Source organism: Flavihumibacter sp. UBA7668 (genome assembly GCF_002483205.1).
Lineage (GTDB): Bacteria > Bacteroidota > Bacteroidia > Chitinophagales > Chitinophagaceae > Flavihumibacter.
The window spans coordinates 614,230-631,477 of the sequence record NZ_DLHM01000007.1 but is presented as its reverse complement, the minus strand read 5'-3'; the positions used below and the strand labels follow the sequence as shown (position 1 = coordinate 631,477).

The following is a 17,248-nucleotide window of genomic DNA, read 5'->3' as shown; positions in this document are numbered from 1 at the left end:
TTAAACTTTTTTTACTTACCTCTGTCCCGTCCCACTCCTTGCCAGGGGCTTGGTCCAGTGGGACCATTTTGATATTCTCCCATAAAAGCGGTAAGGTAGAAGAATACTCCATGTCTTCCTGGAAAGCTGAGCAGCCTTTAACTTGTTCACTTTGAAGCAGTCCGAAAAATACTTACTTTGTAGCGCAACCGAATAAACTTAATCCCCTGAAGCAGAATGAGTCACGTACAGTTTCCCAGATTTCGTATACTCACGACAACCAATATGGTCTTTTCTTTGAAGCCGAATTCAGAGAAAAAAACGGTGGTAGATGATAATAACCTTCCTTGGTTTGGACTTTTTAATTGAACACAGATCCTTTACACAGTTACCCCCCCTTAAAACATGAACAACTTTCGAGAAATTGCCAACTTCATCTGGTCAGTAGCGGATCTACTCCGTGGTGATTACAAACAGGCTGAGTACGGTAAGGTCATCCTTCCCTTCACTATACTACGTCGCCTGGACGGAGTACTTAAGCCCACCAAAGATGCGGTCCTGAAACGATACGAAAAAGTAAAGGGAGCTGGAATTCAGAATATCGACCCAGTGCTTAACCAGGCAGCCGGATTGCAGTTCCACAACCGGTCCAAATACGACTTCGATAAACTTATTGGCGATCCCGGACACCTTGCTGCCAATCTGCAGGAATACATCAACGGTTTCTCAGAACAAACCCGCGATATTTTCGAAAAGTTTGAATTTGAAAAACAAATCCAAAAGCTAGATTCCAACAACTTACTCTTTGCGGTAACAAAGCGGTTTCAGGAAATTGATCTGAGCCCTGCTCGCATCGACAACATGAGCATGGGTTATGTCTTCGAAGAACTGATCCGTAAATTTGCGGAAATCTCAAACGAAACCGCTGGTGAACACTTCACCCCCAGGGAAGTAATACGGTTGATGGTGAACTTGCTTTTCATCAATGATCGTAAAATTTTAAGCAAAGCAGGGATCGTTAAAACCCTATACGATTGTGCTTCAGGAACCGGGGGAATGCTATCGGTAGCTGAAGAATACGTACAGCAATTGAACCCAGATGCCCGACTGGAGCTCTTTGGTCAGGAGCTAAATGCGGAGTCATATGCGATCTGCAAATCGGAAATGCTGATTAAGGGACAGAAGCCGGATAACATTAAAAATGGGAACTCATTTACGGAGGATAAACTACCAGATAACAAGTTTCACTACATGCTGGCTAATCCACCGTTTGGGGTTGAATGGAAAAAGGCCGAGAAAGCAATCCGTGATGAATATGACAAAAAAGGATTCGCTGGTCGGTTTGGAGCTGGCTTACCAAGGATTTCAGATGGGTCGTTGCTTTTTTTACAACACCTGATCTCAAAGATGGATCATTCTGGAGACGGCTCCCGCATCGGAATCGTTTTTAACGGATCACCGCTATTCTCAGGAGGGGCAGGAAGTGGAGAAAGTGAAATCCGACGCTGGATCATCGAAAGTGATATGCTGGAAGCGATTGTTGCGCTGCCTGATCAGTTATTTTACAACACAGGCATCTCAACTTACATCTGGATAGTTACCAACAAAAAAGAAAAGAAGTGGAAAGGCAAGGTCCAATTGGTAAATGCAACCAGCTTTTACCGAAAAATGACCAGGAGCCTGGGTAACAAGCGCAACGAGATCGCCATTGATCATATCAATGAAATAACTAAGATCTACGGTGACTTTTCTGAAGGTGAGTACTGTAAAATTTTTGACAATGAAGACTTTGGTTACTACCGCTTAACGGTAGAACGTCCCCTGCTCGAAGGTGGCAAGCCTGTAAAGGATAAAAAAGGAAAGATCAAAGCTGATGCGGACCTGAGGGACAATGAAAACGTACCGTTGAAGGAAGATATCATGGAGTACTTTAACCGAGAGGTACTTCCTCACGTGCCAGATGCTTGGATTGATGCAGAAAAAACGAAAGTGGGGTACGAAATCAATTTCACCAGGTATTTTTATCAGTTCAAAGACCTGCGATCACTGGAAGAAATCCGGAAAGATATTCTGAACCTTGAAAAGGAAACAGATGGTTTGATCCATCAGATCCTGGATTAAACAAAGTCTGAACATTACAGCCGGCATGACAACCAAAGCAAACAACAGATTAATCATCTTTAAACCAGCGGATTCAAGTGCCGATGAATTTGTGGACTTCTGGAAAAGCCAATACACTTATCCTAACATGAGATGGTACACTGAAAACATCAATCTGGAAAGCTTCACCAGGACTGATCTTTACAAGCTTTTCTGCTGGAAAAACGGGATGCGGCTCAGTCAGAGGAAAGAATCCACTTTTAACCGGATCATTTCGAAAATCGAGCTCATAAATCACCTACGCAACCAGTTTGATGAGGACTCTTTCAGTGAGCATTTTGGATGGATTACCCCCGTTTGGCAAATCTTCCTTAAGCACGTGATCCAACCTGATAAAACTCCAATTTTTGATCAGCATGTTTATAGGGCATACCGGTATTTACGTAGTGATAGTAATGAGGAAAAAAAGGCAGCTGGGATTTTGAGCTTTTTTGTAACGAACTACGTGCCATTCTTTCAATCCCTACACAGTGATTGTTCTCATCATACAAGGAAAGAAGTAGATGACGCACTATGGTCGTTTGGTAAGTTTCTTACACTTTATCCAGCACTCGAAAACTCATCCCGATGAAGAAGATAAAACAATACAAAAAATATAAGCCATCGGGGCAGGAGTGGATAGGAGAAATACCAGAGCACTGGACCGTTTTGCCGTTAAAACGGATAGCAACAGCTATTTTGGGTAAAATGCTTACACCCGAACAGAAACCTGGCTTTGTTAAATTGCCATACTTGCGAGCACAAAATATCAGGTGGTTTAGACCTGACATTAGTGATGTGAAAGAAATGTGGTTTAGTCCTATAGAGGCTGAGAAACTTCAAATTCAGACTGGGGACTTACTTGTAAGCGAAGGAGGAGAAGTCGGACGATCTTGCATTTGGGCGGCAGAGTTAGAAGCTTGTTACGTGCAAAATTCAGTCCACATAGTAAGAGTAAATGATCCGCATGATCCAAAGTACATTCTTTATCTTTTTTTTATAGCTGCAGAAAAGGGGCTTTTTGATGCAATTGTAAACCGAATCAGTATCGCTCACTTAACCAGTGAAAAGCTGAAAGACGTCAAGTTTATATTGCCCCCCGAAGTTGAACAAAAAGCTATCTCATCATACCTCGCTGTAAAAACCACTCTTATTGATGAAACCATCGTAAAGAAAGAACGGTTAATACAGCTACTACAGGAGGAACGTACAGCACTTATCAACAAAGCAGTAACCCGCGGCCTGGATGATTCGGTTCAGCTTAAAGATTCTGGTGTTGAATGGTTGGGAAGTATACCGAAGCACTGGGTGCTTAAAAAGCTGCGGTATCTTTGTAAAATTCAGACTGGGTCTAAGAATACAGAAGATCGGTGCGAAGCTGGTACTTATCCTTTTTACGTCCGATCACAGACTGTTGAACAAATTAACACACATAGCTTTGATTGTGAAGCGATATTAACAGCTGGCGATGGCGTTGGCGTAGGTAAAGTCTTCCACTATTATGTTGGTAAATTTGATGTACACCAAAGAGTTTACGTTCTAAGTGAGTTTAATCAGATCAATGGGAAACTCCTCTTCAATTACCTCCGTTCAAATTTTTGGAAAGAAGTGTTACGGTGGAATGCAAAATCAACTGTCGATAGTTTACGTCTTCCTCTTTTCCAAAATTTTTTGGTCTGCTACCCTACAGATCCTCAAGAACAAAGGTCCATTTGTGAATTTGTTGATAGAAAAAACATAGAGATAACAGGAACCATAACCAAAATCCAAAAAGAAATACAACTTCTTCAAGAATATCGCACATCACTCATCAACGAAGTCGTTACTGGCAAACGCAGCGTACTTTAAACCTAAACCGAATCTTATCACATGAAGCACACCGAACTACTCCTAGAACAAGCAATCACCGAGTACCTGGTTGAATCGGGTGGGTACCGCCTGGGTAGTCCGGCAACCTACGACAGGGTGCTTGCTTTGGACACATCGACTGTTTTAGAATTCCTCTCAACAACCCAGGTGAAAGAATGGAGCCGCATCAATGAGATCCACGGTGAAAATACAGACACGAACCTGATCAACAGGCTGGTGAAAGAACTGAACAACCGTGGGAGCCTTGATGTCATACGCAACGGCTTCGTTGATTATGGAGTAAAATTTCGGTTAGCCTACTTCCAACCAGAGACCTTCCTGAATGAAACGGCCCGGGAGCTGTATGATAAAAACATCCTTACCGTAACCCGTCAGATCCGGTATTCCACTAAAAACGAAAACGAATTAGACCTGGTGCTCTTCCTGAATGGGATTCCGGTGGCAACTGTTGAATTGAAAAATCCACTGACCAGCCAAACCGTAGAGGATGCGATGAAGCAATACAAATTTGACCGGGATAACGATGATCCCATTTTCCGGTTTAAACAACGCGCACTGGTGCATTTTGCTGTCGATCCTAATCTGATTTACCTGACTACTAAGCTGGATGGTGGAAAGACTCGCTTTCTCCCCTTCAATCAGGGTTTTCAAAATGGTGCCGGTAATCCACCCAACGAAGCCGGGTATCGTACCAGCTATCTATGGGAACAGGTTTGGCAAAAAAACTCCTGGCTGGATATAATCGGAAAGTTTGTCCACCTAAAGATCGAAGAAGAGGAAATTGGCGGAAGAACTATCCGCAAAGAATCCATCATCTTTCCACGATACCACCAGTTGGATGTAGTACGAAAGCTAACGACTGACTCCAAAGTGACGGGCCCTGGAAAGAATTACCTGATACAGCATAGTGCTGGCAGCGGTAAGAGTAACTCCATTGCTTGGTTGGCTTACCGTCTTTCGAATTTACACAACTCCAAGGATGAGCGGGTATTCCAATCCGTTATTGTGGTGACTGACCGGAAAGTACTGGACAGACAGCTACAGGATAACATTTACCAGTTTGAGCATAAGATGGGAATGGTTGAAAAGATCGATAAAGACTCCAGTCAGTTGGCTGACGCACTCTTCAAAGGAACAAACATTATCATTACCACTTTGCAAAAATTCCCGGTAGTTCTAGAGAGCATCCGTGATATTCCCAAAAGGAACTACGCGCTTATTGTCGATGAAGCACATTCCTCTCAGACAGGGGAAGCGAGTCGAAAAATGAAAGAAGTACTCAGTGCCGGATCATTGGAACAAGCTGCCACAGAAGAAGCAGACCAACCAGATGAAGAGAGCAGCGAGGACTATATCCGAAAAACGATGGAGAGTCGGGGTAAGCAACAGAACTTATCTTTCTTCGCTTTTACAGCAACGCCAAAGGCCAAAACGCTGGAGATCTTTGGAACCAAGGGACGGGATGGCAAACCAGCTCCGTTTCACTTGTATTCGATGCGGCAAGCTATAGAGGAAGGCTTCATTATGGATGTACTGAAAGGCTACACCACCTACAAGCTCTATTTCAAGCTGAATAAACAACTGGAAGACGATCCCAAAATACCCAAAAAGAAAGGCACTTCAGCAGTCGCCCGCTTTGTTTCCCTGCATCCACACAACCTGGCACAAAAGACAGAAGTTATTATTGAACACTTTCGGAGAGTTACTTCAACCAAAATTGGTGGAAGCGCCAAAGCAATGGTGGTTACGAGCAGTCGTTTACATGCCGTTCGCTACAAGCAGGAGTTTGATCGATATATTACCGAAAATGGATATACAGATCTCAGAACACTGGTTGCGTTTTCAGGAACAGTAAACTCCGAAGGACTGGAGTTCAAAGAGTCGGAGATGAATGGATTTGGGGAGAAAGAGCTACCTGTCCGGTTTGCTTCCTCTGATTATGGCGTCCTGATTGTTGCTGAGAAATATCAAACCGGTTTCGATCAACCCTTACTCCATACGATGTATGTTGACAAAAAGTTATCCGGTGTTAAAGCCGTTCAGACGCTATCCAGGCTAAACCGAACCTGCCCAGGGAAAGACGATACCTTTGTTCTGGACTTCGTTAATGAAACAGATGAGATCCGGGCTTCCTTTCAACCGTATTATGAACTGACAACCATCGAAGAATCAACAGACCCCAACCATATATATGATCTTAAGCACCGCATAGAACAGGCGCAGGTGATTTGGGGGCTTGAAATTGACCGACTATGCGAAGTCTACTTTTCACCCAACTTTAAAGCCAAAGATCATAAAAGCTTGTATGGGTTCACGAGTCATGCAGTGGAACGCTTTAAAGCGCTACCTGCCACGAAAGGCGATGACCTGTCAGCACCAGCTAACCAGGAAGATTTCAAGCACTCCGTCCAGGTATTCCTCAGATACTACAGCTTTATTTCGCAGGTGGTAAATCTGCACGATATAGAACTGGAAAAATTCTACACTTACTGCAGGTTCCTGGAGCGAGTCTTACCCAAGGGATCAACCACTGAACCATTTAGTTTGAATGGTGATGAACTATCGCTGGAATACTACAGGTTGCAAAAGGTACAGGACAACGTCTTTATTGAGCTGAACAATGAATCCGGTGTACTGGATGGCATTGGAGAAGCTGGGTTACGGTGGGCAAAAGATGATCGTGCTCCATTATCTGAGATCATCAAAACCGTAAACAACCGGTTTGGCACTGATTTTTCTGATGCGGATCGACTCTTTATAGAGCAGGTCATTGAAGACTGCATCACGGACCAAAAGCTTGCTGTCCAGGCTCAATCCAACAGTATGGAAAACTTCCGCTACCCGTTCGAGGAAGTGATTTTAGGAAAGTGGATTGATCGGATGGACTCCAATGGAGAGTTGTTTAAGCGATTGATGGATGATGAGAAAGTTCGAGGAGTGATCAACGACTACATCTTGAAACAGGTATACACCAGATTACGGGGATAAAACCTTTCCATCATGAACTATGAAAAGTATAAAGAACTAAAGGAAGCCAATGACCAGATCCAGGAACTTATAGACAGGTTGATATTGCTAAAACGAACACCTGGCTTAAAGCTTGAAGAGGGTGTAAGAAAAAGACTTGACTCTGTATACCACCAGTATAAGGCACTCCCAGTAGGGTTACCACCAGTACAGAAGCCAAAAAAAGAGAAGGAACGGTTTTCCGGGAAAATTAATGACCGGGGACACATTGACCGAGACTTCACATGTCCACTATGCGGGAAGTCTCAGTACAACTACACAAAGTACTCATACCATCTTTCCCACTGCAAAGGAAATAAAGGAGGCAGTACTGTATATTCACCCAAAACGTGGACGTCAGATCACACAAGAAGAGATAACGGCAGGTACGGGAGTTTCCCGGATCATGACGACTACTCAGAAGAAAGTTTTGCATAAATTTAGAGCATGCTAGTTTGGCTTAAAAACCTTCTCCCCCGCCTGGAATCCATCAGTAAATCGTTGGATCAACAGGAGTTGTTCATAGATCAACCTTGGATCTTTACGGATGAGTCAGGGAACCGTCATCAGTACATCTTCATGAGGTCTAACGAGCTTGTACTTTCCGTAAATGGATCGGTAACTTTGGGTACCTGGAAGTACATATCAGCTGCCAAGTCTTTGCTGATCGATACATCAGTCGAAAAACTTTTGCTGAAACACGCTTTTATCGATGAAGGGGTGTTGATTCTAAAAAAGGACGGTACCGCTGACATACCCTTTATTTTGGTAAACGAACGGGTGATTCCCGATCTGAATTTACAGGAGTATCTCAAAAGTAAGGCCAACAGCATAACTGGAGTAACCGACGCACACCTTGATTCGGGTCAGAAAATTGAAGTTTTAAGTAAAGACCTGGTGCCGCCACAAAAAGAACCGGAAGTTTTTAAAAGCGATACTACAAGTAATGAAGGTCTCTTTTATCTCATCCTTGTAATTGTTCTAATACTTGCGATTATTATAGGGGTGGCTGCTGACAATTGAGAAGAAAGAGAGCTTATGACCATCTATCTCAGAACAGGTACTTTATCTACAAGTAGGATTTTCAACAAAAAACAACACAATACACAGTAACTATATGGCTATGACCACCTTGAAGATCGTTATCAAAGCTCAGTACTTCGATCAGATCGCATCTGGTGACAAGACCATTGAGTACCGGGAAGTAACACCTTTCTGGACAAGCCGACTCTTTGATGAAAACGGAAAGCGTAGAGATTACGACCGCATCGAATTCATCAACGGTTACCACAAAGATGCGCGCAGGATGATCACTGGCTTCGATGGTTTCTCAACCCGCAACAACCAATACCTCATCCGTGTTGGCAAGATCTACCGAAAACCGCATCGTAAATAACAACTCCAGGTCTACATTACACACACCGTACGAACTCTTATTATATATGTAGAATCCATACGCTGTGGGTTTTATGTAAGCGAGCGTCTGACAGATACCCTCCATTAACCACCCCCGGCCTCTTGTAGCCGGGTCTCTACCCCCTGGGTTCAAAAATCTTTAATTCCGTACACCCCGAAAGTTTAAACCTTCCAAGTTTTCCAACAACATTTCTGTCCGCTTTGCGAACACCGCATCAACGCTGATATAACCTGGTGACTACATCCAGGTATTGCATCATTCAAAACCAACAATCATGCAACTACAAACAGCAAACCGGAAAAAAGCCAAGATGCGTCTTGGCATACAAGGTCCATCCGGATCCGGTAAAACAATGGGAGCACTCAAAGTGGCGTTTGGTCTCTGTAACGACTGGTCAAAGATTGCTGTCATCGACAGCGAAGCGGCTTCATCCAACCTGTACGCACACCTGGGACACTTTAACACCGTCCAGCTCACTGCTCCTCTAACACCTGAGAAGTACATCGAAGCGATCCAGCTTTGCGAAAATTCGGGGATGGAAGTCATCATCATCGATTCGGGTAGCCATGCCTGGGAGTACCTGTTGGATTACCATGCTTCCCTACCTGGAAACAGTTTCACCAATTGGAGAAAAGTGACTCCACGGCACGTAGCTTTTATCAACGCCATCTTACAGAGTAAATGCCACGCGATCCTGACACTACGCACCAAAACCGATTATGTACTCACCGAGAAGCATGGGAAGCAGGTACCGGAGAAAGTCGGCATGAAATCCATCCAGCGCGATGGGCTGGACTATGAGTTAACAGTGTTATTGGAACTGGACATCAAACACAACGCCATAGCCAGCAAAGACCGCACCTCTCTCTTTGCTGGGAAACCGGAATTCAAGCTAACAACCGGAGTTGGCAACGCCCTGGCTGCATGGTGCGATCATGAAACCTCTCCTGGCCAGGAAGGGGAAGATGAAACACTTACGAGAATCGCTGCCACAGAAACAATCGATGAGCTGATCGGCATCTACAACCAATCGAAACCGGAACAACAGCTCCAGTTCCATGAGCGCTTTGTAGCCCGACGTAAAGTGCTACAGGCAAGAGCAAACCTGATTACTCAAACCGTAAACACCAACAAACATGTTGTTCGTAACTAACTCTTCACTTATCGAAAACATCGATTACGTTGATCTCCAGCATCTACCCTGGAAAGAACCAGCATCCACAGAAATCAGTAGTGCGGCAGGTTTCATAGAAGCCAACACCATCGTGAGCAGCCTGGCTGAAATACAGACTCAACACATCATCCCGGTGTTCGCTAAAGATTCAGAGCCACTCATCAACCACGTTGATTTTATCGCTACTGTCCAGGATGCGGTGGGAAAATGCTTCCGTGGAGAACGTATTTTACAACCAGCCATCCGATTATCACACCCCATCAAGGGCCGCATTCCGGAAGCGAAGACTAAGCCAGCAGCAGAGTTGTTGGACCATGAACGAACGATTTACTACGAGCGGATGATGTTTGCCATTGAGATCCCAACGATCCATGAAGACATTGACGGTAACCGGATCAACCTGACCATAGGCGGGGTAAAATCCTACAACCTGGACAATCTCTTCGGGCGAAAGGGTAACGACGAGCATTTCACCGTATTCATTGGGTTCCAAAACAAAGCATGTACGAACATGAAGGTATGGTCAGATGGGTACGTCGGTAATCTAAAAATTTGCAGCCTGGAAGAACTATCCGATGTGGTATATATGGCACTGAGATCCTACGATGCGGTTCAGCATGTTAAACGCTTGAAGCAGCTCCCTAACTACAGTTTAACCGAGCGACAGTTTGCACAGCTTATTGGACGATGCCGGCTATACAACTACTTGCCCTCCAGACATCGGTCCGGTATACCACCGTTACTCTTTGGAGACCAGCAGGTAGGTGCTGTTTGCCGGGACTATTACCAGGATGAATCGTTCTGCCGTGATGCAGATGGATCGGTTAACCTTTGGAAACTGCTGAACCTGTTTACTGGAGCCAACAAAGCCAGTTACATCGATGCGTTTCTTCCCAAGACACTCAATGCTGCCGCCTTGGTGGATCAGCTACAGGATGCCCTGGACGGAAAATCAGCATCCTGGTACCTACAGTGAACCGAAGGACCATCTCCTACATAGGGTGGTGGTCCTTTTTATTACTCGTTGATCAGAGCCGGCATCGGTACCGGAAAACGATGACTGATGGAACTGTACTCTTGCTGGATCTGAACTATCTGAACCTGCGAGAGGCTTGGCATACTGAGCAGGTTTGACAGCTTATCGATTTTGGATTCCACAAACGAGGGTAGCTCAATCTCATCGCGGTAGGTGGTGAAGACTTCTTTGAGCGAATCAATAAAACGATGGTGCTCCTGGACCGGTTGTACACGACCAGGTTTTAGGGATAACGGTTTCATAGGATGCAAGGTTGTATAAAGAAGATAAGGAATCTCCAGGAACACCGTATCGAGCACAGCGATTCTTTCACCAAAAAATTTACCCCATGGAACAGCTCACAAAAGTTGCTGAATTAGAAGTGTCCTACATCCCGATCAGTGATTGGAACAATCAGCCACAGATCACCACCTCAGCAGAAGCATTCAAAGTCATACGTCAGCATTTTGCACCCAACACCGTCTTTTTGCAGGAGCAGTTCGTGGTTTTGTACCTGAACAGGAACAACCGGGTCATGGCTGCATACCGATGCTCAGCTGGAGGAATTACCGGAACCGTAGCCGATATCCGGCTGATCCTGGCCACTGCGCTAAAGGTGCTTGCGACAGGTATGGTTATCGCACATAATCATCCCTCAGGTAATCTGAAACCTTCCCGGGCAGATGAAGAACTCACCCGGAAGATCAAAGAATCCGGGAAACTCATGGACATCACCCTGGTGGATCACCTGATACTAACCGGTCGGGACCAAGAGTACTTCAGTTTTGCGGATGATGGGTTGTTGTAATAAGAGAGGATGCAGCATCAATAATCTGCATCCTTATTTCTTTCTTTGATGAATGGTGTCAGTTTGCATCTTACGGTAGCAAGATCTTTTTCTCTGTTTCGTCGTAATCTTTTGCTACTGTCATGATCAAACTCATTCACGGAGAGAATTACCAATGCGATTTTGTTCTCGTCAAGGACAGAGATTCTTCTTTGATCATAGATCTTTCGTTGTTCTCCACGAGAAACCCCGCTTACAGTGGAGCGTTTATCAAATACCCTGACTGCTTCCGAATGTTGTCGCTCATGGTATTCAACAACTAAGTTTAAAGATTCATACCATGCATCAACAGGCAAAGCAGCTCTGTTTCCTCGAATGCCAGGGTCTCCTAGTAGAAAAGAAAAATTGTGTTGACGTAAAGCTTTGACTCCTGCAACTTCATCACACAGATCAATTATGTAATGTTCATCGCTATGGTTTCTGGGATTGGTTCTGCTTTTCTTTGTCCGGTTGTTTGGACTAGAAGTGGTTTTAAGATCGACATTCTCAGGTAAGCTTTCAGTCGGTTGTTTAGAGCGGTTTACGGGAGCAAAGAACCAGTTGGTGTTAACAGCTTTACGATCTGCGATCACATAAGGTATCTTATGCAGTTGTTTCTTTTTGTCAAGTTCCCGCAATACGTTTCGAATTGGAAGCCCGTTTTGGTCATCTTTACTAAATACACCTTCCCGGATAAACGTTGGCATGAGATCTTTAGCCATTATACGCCCACTTTTGGGATGTTGTTGAAAGTAACGTTCCAAAACCTGGTTGATGCGGAAGTGCTTATCCATAATTGAAGATTTTTCGCAATATACAGGCGAGACAGGTCATTTCTTTGGTCGTTTTTCAGGTTTCTTGTTGAAGTAAAACTTGACTTTAACTATTAACCCTGATGCGTCACCAGATGCGTCAGTAGATGCGTCACTTACACCTTCAAACAAACACTTTCTCTTAACCGAGGAAGTTTGTATTTTTAACCCGACAGACTTATCGAAAGTTCACAAAACCCTTACTAGTGCTGGGTTCTGGGCATAAAAAAAACCCAGCATTTGCTGGGCTTTTTCGTGGTGTGGGCCGGAATCGAACCGGCGACACAAGGATTTTCAGTCCTTTGCTCTACCAACTGAGCTACCGCACCATCCTGACTGATTTATCATCAATCGGGACGCAAAAATAGGGGGATTTCAACAAAATACCTCGGGTTATCAACATTTTTTTTACAAGCTGGCTTTAATACCTGAAAATCTCCATCCGCATTCTGTGAGGGGCCGGCTCATCACCGCCGAAATAAGGATACAATAAATAACCCCTGATGGTGCTGCCGGTGGCTGATCGTTTCATAAAGGTGGAAACCCCGTTTAATTGAAACTCATATCCGGCCGGACTCAGTTTAATGGCCAGTTGCAGGGTATCGCCTATGGATGTTTTGCCCAGGAGGCTGAAACTCCGCTGCCCGCCCGCATAACAATAGGCAAATAACTCAATTTTCCTGTTCTTCCAGCGCCATCCCACCCGCGCACTGTTTTCATGGTGCTGAAAGCCATTGTCACTAAAGCCCATCAACTTGTTGATATCATCCTGGTTCTCCGGGTTTTTGGTTTCGTAGCGGCAACTGCTGTCAAATCGAACCGCAAAAGCAAGTTCAGTTCCATTCAGCTCCTGGATCGGGTTTTCAGTGGCATAATGCTGTCCGGCCTGAATGGTGTAGGTTTTAAAACCGGAAACAGTACTGTCTTCGACCGGAACGGTTTCCTGAACCGGCTCCGGTTTTTCCCCTGTTTTGCTGCAGGCTGTCCAACCAACAGCCAGCAACAAAATCAGCAGAATGTTTTTTATCTGTGTCATAAAACGAAATAGGGTTCGGCACAGAAACGCCACCTGTGTTCCCCGAAATATGTGTTGAATAATTCCGGTCGGTTTTACGACCCCTGTTTTACAGACTTCTACCTAGCTCCGCATGTTACTGATCTTGAAGACGTAGGTTCTGTATCTTTACCCATAATGAATTGGTGTGGTGATAAAATAAAAGGAGCTGGCTGGATTCTTTTTACCCTGATCGTATTCTTCCGTATAGAATCTGCGCAGGCACAGGGGCTGGGCTTCTTTTCCAATGATCGGCTGGTGCGGGAAAGAACCTCTTATGCTGTTTTTGCAGGAAATGCACCAAAATTTAACCGGGAACTTACCATTGCCTTTGATCTTTCCTTTTATTCAAAACAACAATTCGGGTATATTTTCACGCTTATTGATCCCCGGAATAAATCCTATAGCCTGAGTTTCCGGCTGGAAGATGATCAAACCCCCTGGCTGCATTTCAATATCGATAAGGAAGCAACCAAATTAAAACTCCCGTTAGAAAAATCCTGGATTGAAAACGGCACCTGGATCCCGGTTGAGGTGCATTTTAATCTTGAAACGGATCAGGTTCAACTTAAAATCAATCAGCAGCCGTATCAGTCTGCTAAACTTGGACTGCAACCCGGTATAGCCCCTGAATTAATTTTCGGCCGTTATTCCACTTATACCGATGTACCAGCTATGGCTATCCGAAACCTCCGCTTGAATGGTGCTGCGCAGGATTGGTTATTTCCGCTGAATGAATGGGATGGGAATGCCGTTCACAATTCAAGCGGTGCAATTACAGGGAAAGTGGATAATCCCAACTGGCTGATCAAGGAAGCTCATTACTGGAAAAAACGGGTAAGCCATTCCTTTACGAAGGTGGCTGGTGCCAGTTTCATACCGGAACAAAACCAGGTAGTTGCCTTCACACAGGATAGTTTATTCAGTTTTCAATTGACAACCGGTGCCTCTGCGAGTTTTGGATATGAAAACAAACTGCCTATTTCGAGGCTGATACTTGCTCGCAGCGGCTGGGATAGCCTAAGGCAACAGTTATGGGTGTACGAAGCCAATAATCTGCCTATTGGTGATACCACCATTGCCCTGCTTGATATTGAAAAAAAACGCTGGACTCCTATTGGAACCGCCTATTTGCCTGAGCAACGCCATCACCATAACCTGATCCAACAGGATAGTAGCTGGATTCTCTTTGGTGGCTATGGCTCTTTCCGGTATTTCAATGGTTTTTATAGATATGATTCAACAACAGACAGGTGGCAACAACTTCCCATGCAGGGAGACAGTATTGATCCTCGCTTTTTTGCTGCAATGGGACCGACGGGCAGGGACGGCGAATTCCTGTTGTTTGGTGGGTTTGGAAATCCAACCGGTGAGCAGGTAGTAGGAGGCCGGAATTATTTTGATTGTTATCACGTTCAAATAAAGGAGCGACGCATCAAAAAACTTTGGGACAAATCATTACCCGAACAACTTTGGGTACCGGCATCCAACTTACTGATGGATGCGGATGGTTCGCATTTTTATGTATTGGGATATCCGCATCATCTTCCCAAATCAGCACTGCAATTGTATAAATTTTCAGTAGCCGACGGTCAGTTTGAACTTGTAAGCGATTCTATCCCCATTACCTCAGAAAAAATTGAAACTGAAATCAACCTGTATCGAAATGCCGAATCGGGCGAACTGGTTTGTCTGGTTCAGGAGTTTTGGAATGCAGCAGCTTCCAACCTGTTCGTGTATACGCTAAAAGATCCGCCGGTTGCCTTCAACGCACAAAGCCAGGAAACAGGGATCTGGAAAGGCTCGGGAAAATGGTGGTGGCTGCTTTTGCTGGTTCCTATTGCACTGTATTGGATTAGCAGAAGAAAACGGACCGATCTGAAAAAGCAGATGAGCCCGGCTATTCCGGTAGCAAAAGAAGAAATACGGAAGGAGGAAATTGAACAACCCCAACAAAATGCCGTGTACCTGCTCGGAGATTTTCTTGCATTTGATAAAAAAGGCATGGATATTTCACATCTTTTCAGTCCGAAAATCAGGCAGCTTTTTCTATTATTGATTGTATCGAACCGTGCCGGTAAAAAAGGTGTTGGCTCGCGCCTGATCTCCTCCACCTTATGGCCAGAGCGGGATATGGCCAGCACCAAAAACATAAGAGGCGTAACCATTAATGCTTTACGTAATATTTTGATGGAATGGGAAGGCATTCAGTTGAATTATATAAATGATGCCTACCTCCTGGAACTGGAAGCCGGCTTTTTCTGTGATTATTACCAGGTGCTGGATTTTCTACAGCAACCAAATAACGAGCAGCCGGCACCTCAACTGTTAGCCTATTTACCGCTGCTGCAACGAGGTCCGCTTTTCACCAACCTGCAGGAGGCATTTTTGGATGAATATAAATTTGAATATGAAAGTCTGCTGGTAAAGAAAGCTGCGGCAACAATTTCAACATCGGTACGGGCTGATAACTGGAACCAGTCCTATTACCTTTTGGCCAAAATAATTCATATGGCCGATCCCTTTCATGAGCTGGCACTTTCTTACCAGCTGGTTTATCTCAGAAAAACCAAGGGCATGGAAGCGGCAAGAAAGAAATACGAGGCATTTCAGGCTGAATACCAGCGCTCGCTGGGACAGGCCTTTACCCCCTCATTTGAACAGGTTGCACAGGTTTAGGTCTGTTTCACTTTCTCGTTCTCACACATTATCAAGGGGTTAATAAATTTTATTAGCCGGTTAACCCATAAATTAACCCCTTTACTAAACTGTCATTTTGTTTATTCACCTCCAGATTGCAGGACGAACTCCCGTCCTTTTATTATTAAAATTAATTGCTATATGGAAAAATGGAAACGACCCCGTTACTTCCTCGCGCTTATTCTCCTGATTCTTGCAGGAGTTGGAACGGGCTGTGTAAAATCATTCGATAAAACAAGGCCGCTGGTACTCACCTGTACCGAAGAAAAGCTGGCCAGCATTCAAACAATTTTAGATACTGCACGCGTTGGTACGGAGGATTATACCTATCCTCAGGCCAGTTATGACCAGTTGGCCGCCGCTTTTGAGGAGGTTAAAACCGGCATTTCTTACGCCCGTGCCGGTAAGTATGTACTTCAATATGAGGTAGACAATATTTGCGTTAAGGCGGATCAGGCTATGACTCAATTTCTTCAGTCTTTCAATTTTACCCTGCCTGCGGGCAGTGCCGGAGAGTTGCAGGTATTTGGACTGAATCAGCAGGGCTCCATCGATTTTGGTGATGAGCTGGCTTATTCCAATTCAAATACCTATACCATTGAACTATGGGCTAAATACGATGAAAACTTCCTGGATTTTGAGATGGCAACATTGGTGGGCACCACTTCAGAAGGACCTGAATCGGCCTGGCCCAATGCCAAATTTGAAGGCTGGAACATCCATTTCCAGCGATCCGGTAATCTTCGGGCAAGTATGGGTTGCGGTCCCGGCGTACTGGAACAGGCCCGAGCCTATCCGCAGAATTTTGGCGAGTGGAACCATATTGCGCTGGTATGGGATATTAATGCGGCCATAGCTCCTGGTGATGATCGTCCGTATCATATGAAACTCTATGTAAATGGAGAGCTCTACTGGCAGAAGAACAATGATATTATTCTGGGAGGATCGCCTGCACCAATGTTGCCATCCAGCCGAAGAAAAATGAGGGCATTCATAGATCCCTATCACCCTTCCAGGTGCATGACCGGGTATATGAAAAAATTCAGAATGTGGAACGAAGCCAAAACACCGGAACAACTGAAGTCGTTGATGACCACAGAAGTTAACGGTACTGAAGCAAAGTTGCAATGCGCCTGGGATTTCACCGAAGTGCCGCAGGATCCTGCCGTTAATCCGGATAAAACCGGACGATATAATGCCCGCATTATAGGATCCCATAAATGGATGCCCGCCAAATAACCCCATCAATTAAAAATC

At 44.7% G+C, this 17,248-nt stretch carries 14 protein-coding genes and 1 tRNA gene; 11 read left to right on the top strand and 4 right to left on the bottom strand.

The features are described from left to right. Positions 1-384: 384 nt before the first annotated feature. The 8 genes from B2746_RS20190 to B2746_RS20155 all read left to right on the top strand — a co-directional run bounded on the left by B2746_RS20190 (position 385) and on the right by B2746_RS20155 (position 10,560). Entirely contained in the window at positions 385-2,100 is a 1,716-nt protein-coding gene (locus B2746_RS20190) for a type I restriction-modification system subunit M (RefSeq protein WP_290798213.1), read from the top strand. A 606-nt stretch (positions 2,101-2,706) separates the two neighbouring features. Beyond that, entirely contained in the window at positions 2,707-3,966 is a 1,260-nt protein-coding gene (locus B2746_RS20185) for a restriction endonuclease subunit S (protein WP_290798210.1), read from the top strand. A gap of 21 nt (positions 3,967-3,987) precedes the next feature. Continuing rightward, complete coding sequence (locus B2746_RS20180) at positions 3,988-6,975, top strand: type I restriction endonuclease subunit R (RefSeq protein WP_290798207.1); 2,988 nt, start codon at positions 3,988-3,990, stop codon at positions 6,973-6,975. 12 nt (positions 6,976-6,987) lie between these two features. Beyond that, positions 6,988-7,431: a hypothetical protein gene (locus B2746_RS20175; protein ID WP_290798204.1), complete on the top strand. Its 444-nt coding sequence runs from the start codon at positions 6,988-6,990 to the stop codon at positions 7,429-7,431. Between the two features lie 9 nt (positions 7,432-7,440). Next, on the top strand, positions 7,441-8,016 hold the full coding sequence (locus tag B2746_RS20170) for a hypothetical protein (protein WP_290798201.1): 576 nt from the start codon (positions 7,441-7,443) through the stop codon (positions 8,014-8,016). Between the two features lie 100 nt (positions 8,017-8,116). Then, complete coding sequence (locus tag B2746_RS20165) at positions 8,117-8,389, top strand: hypothetical protein (protein ID WP_290798198.1); 273 nt, start codon at positions 8,117-8,119, stop codon at positions 8,387-8,389. A gap of 295 nt (positions 8,390-8,684) precedes the next feature. After that, positions 8,685-9,563, top strand: coding sequence for an AAA family ATPase (locus B2746_RS20160; protein ID WP_349680620.1), 879 nt, complete (start codon positions 8,685-8,687; stop codon positions 9,561-9,563). Then, positions 9,547-10,560, top strand: coding sequence for a DUF3871 family protein (locus B2746_RS20155; RefSeq protein ID WP_290798195.1), 1,014 nt, complete (start codon positions 9,547-9,549; stop codon positions 10,558-10,560). Before B2746_RS20160 ends, B2746_RS20155 begins: the two co-directional genes overlap by 17 nt. A 41-nt stretch (positions 10,561-10,601) precedes the next feature. Here B2746_RS20155 and B2746_RS20150 read toward each other — a convergent pair whose 3' ends face one another. Further along, positions 10,602-10,862, bottom strand: a complete 261-nt coding sequence (locus B2746_RS20150; RefSeq protein WP_290798193.1) for a hypothetical protein — start codon at positions 10,860-10,862, stop codon at positions 10,602-10,604. An 86-nt stretch (positions 10,863-10,948) separates the two neighbouring features. On the opposite strand from B2746_RS20150, the gene B2746_RS20145 reads away from it, so the two are divergent. Then, positions 10,949-11,407 (top strand): JAB domain-containing protein, encoded by a 459-nt coding sequence (locus tag B2746_RS20145; RefSeq protein WP_290798190.1) that lies wholly within the window; start codon positions 10,949-10,951, stop codon positions 11,405-11,407. 17 nt (positions 11,408-11,424) lie between these two features. Here the strand turns inward: B2746_RS20145 and B2746_RS20140 are convergent, their stop codons facing one another. The 3 genes from B2746_RS20140 to B2746_RS20130 form a co-directional block, all read right to left on the bottom strand. Next, positions 11,425-12,219 (bottom strand): hypothetical protein, encoded by a 795-nt coding sequence (locus tag B2746_RS20140; RefSeq protein WP_290798186.1) that lies wholly within the window; start codon positions 12,217-12,219, stop codon positions 11,425-11,427. Between the two features lie 274 nt (positions 12,220-12,493). Then, positions 12,494-12,566, bottom strand: a tRNA-Phe gene (locus B2746_RS20135). A gap of 92 nt (positions 12,567-12,658) precedes the next feature. Further along, entirely contained in the window at positions 12,659-13,273 is a 615-nt protein-coding gene (locus B2746_RS20130; RefSeq protein WP_290798183.1) for a hypothetical protein, read from the bottom strand. A 156-nt stretch (positions 13,274-13,429) separates the two neighbouring features. Between B2746_RS20130 and B2746_RS20125 the strand changes: the two genes are divergently transcribed. Beyond that, positions 13,430-15,970 (top strand): hypothetical protein, encoded by a 2,541-nt coding sequence (locus B2746_RS20125; RefSeq protein WP_290798179.1) that lies wholly within the window; start codon positions 13,430-13,432, stop codon positions 15,968-15,970. A gap of 162 nt (positions 15,971-16,132) precedes the next feature. Then, positions 16,133-17,230 carry a LamG-like jellyroll fold domain-containing protein gene (locus B2746_RS20120; RefSeq protein WP_290798176.1) on the top strand — a complete coding sequence of 366 codons (1,098 nt, stop codon included), beginning with the start codon at positions 16,133-16,135 and terminating at the stop codon, positions 17,228-17,230. The last annotated feature ends 18 nt before the right edge of the window (positions 17,231-17,248 follow it).

Coding starts and splice junctions, on each gene's coding strand:
- B2746_RS20190 (WP_290798213.1), top strand. CDS start 385: ATGAACAACTTTCGAGAAATTGCCAACTTCATCTGGTCAGTAGCGGAT.
- B2746_RS20185 (WP_290798210.1), top strand. CDS start 2,707: ATGAAGAAGATAAAACAATACAAAAAATATAAGCCATCGGGGCAGGAG.
- B2746_RS20180 (WP_290798207.1), top strand. CDS start 3,988: ATGAAGCACACCGAACTACTCCTAGAACAAGCAATCACCGAGTACCTG.
- B2746_RS20175 (WP_290798204.1), top strand. CDS start 6,988: ATGAACTATGAAAAGTATAAAGAACTAAAGGAAGCCAATGACCAGATC.
- B2746_RS20170 (WP_290798201.1), top strand. CDS start 7,441: ATGCTAGTTTGGCTTAAAAACCTTCTCCCCCGCCTGGAATCCATCAGT.
- B2746_RS20165 (WP_290798198.1), top strand. CDS start 8,117: ATGACCACCTTGAAGATCGTTATCAAAGCTCAGTACTTCGATCAGATC.
- B2746_RS20160 (WP_349680620.1), top strand. CDS start 8,685: ATGCAACTACAAACAGCAAACCGGAAAAAAGCCAAGATGCGTCTTGGC.
- B2746_RS20155 (WP_290798195.1), top strand. CDS start 9,547: ATGTTGTTCGTAACTAACTCTTCACTTATCGAAAACATCGATTACGTT.
- B2746_RS20150 (WP_290798193.1), bottom strand. CDS start 10,862: ATGAAACCGTTATCCCTAAAACCTGGTCGTGTACAACCGGTCCAGGAG.
- B2746_RS20145 (WP_290798190.1), top strand. CDS start 10,949: ATGGAACAGCTCACAAAAGTTGCTGAATTAGAAGTGTCCTACATCCCG.
- B2746_RS20140 (WP_290798186.1), bottom strand. CDS start 12,219: ATGGATAAGCACTTCCGCATCAACCAGGTTTTGGAACGTTACTTTCAA.
- B2746_RS20130 (WP_290798183.1), bottom strand. CDS start 13,273: ATGACACAGATAAAAAACATTCTGCTGATTTTGTTGCTGGCTGTTGGT.
- B2746_RS20125 (WP_290798179.1), top strand. CDS start 13,430: ATGAATTGGTGTGGTGATAAAATAAAAGGAGCTGGCTGGATTCTTTTT.
- B2746_RS20120 (WP_290798176.1), top strand. CDS start 16,133: ATGGAAAAATGGAAACGACCCCGTTACTTCCTCGCGCTTATTCTCCTG.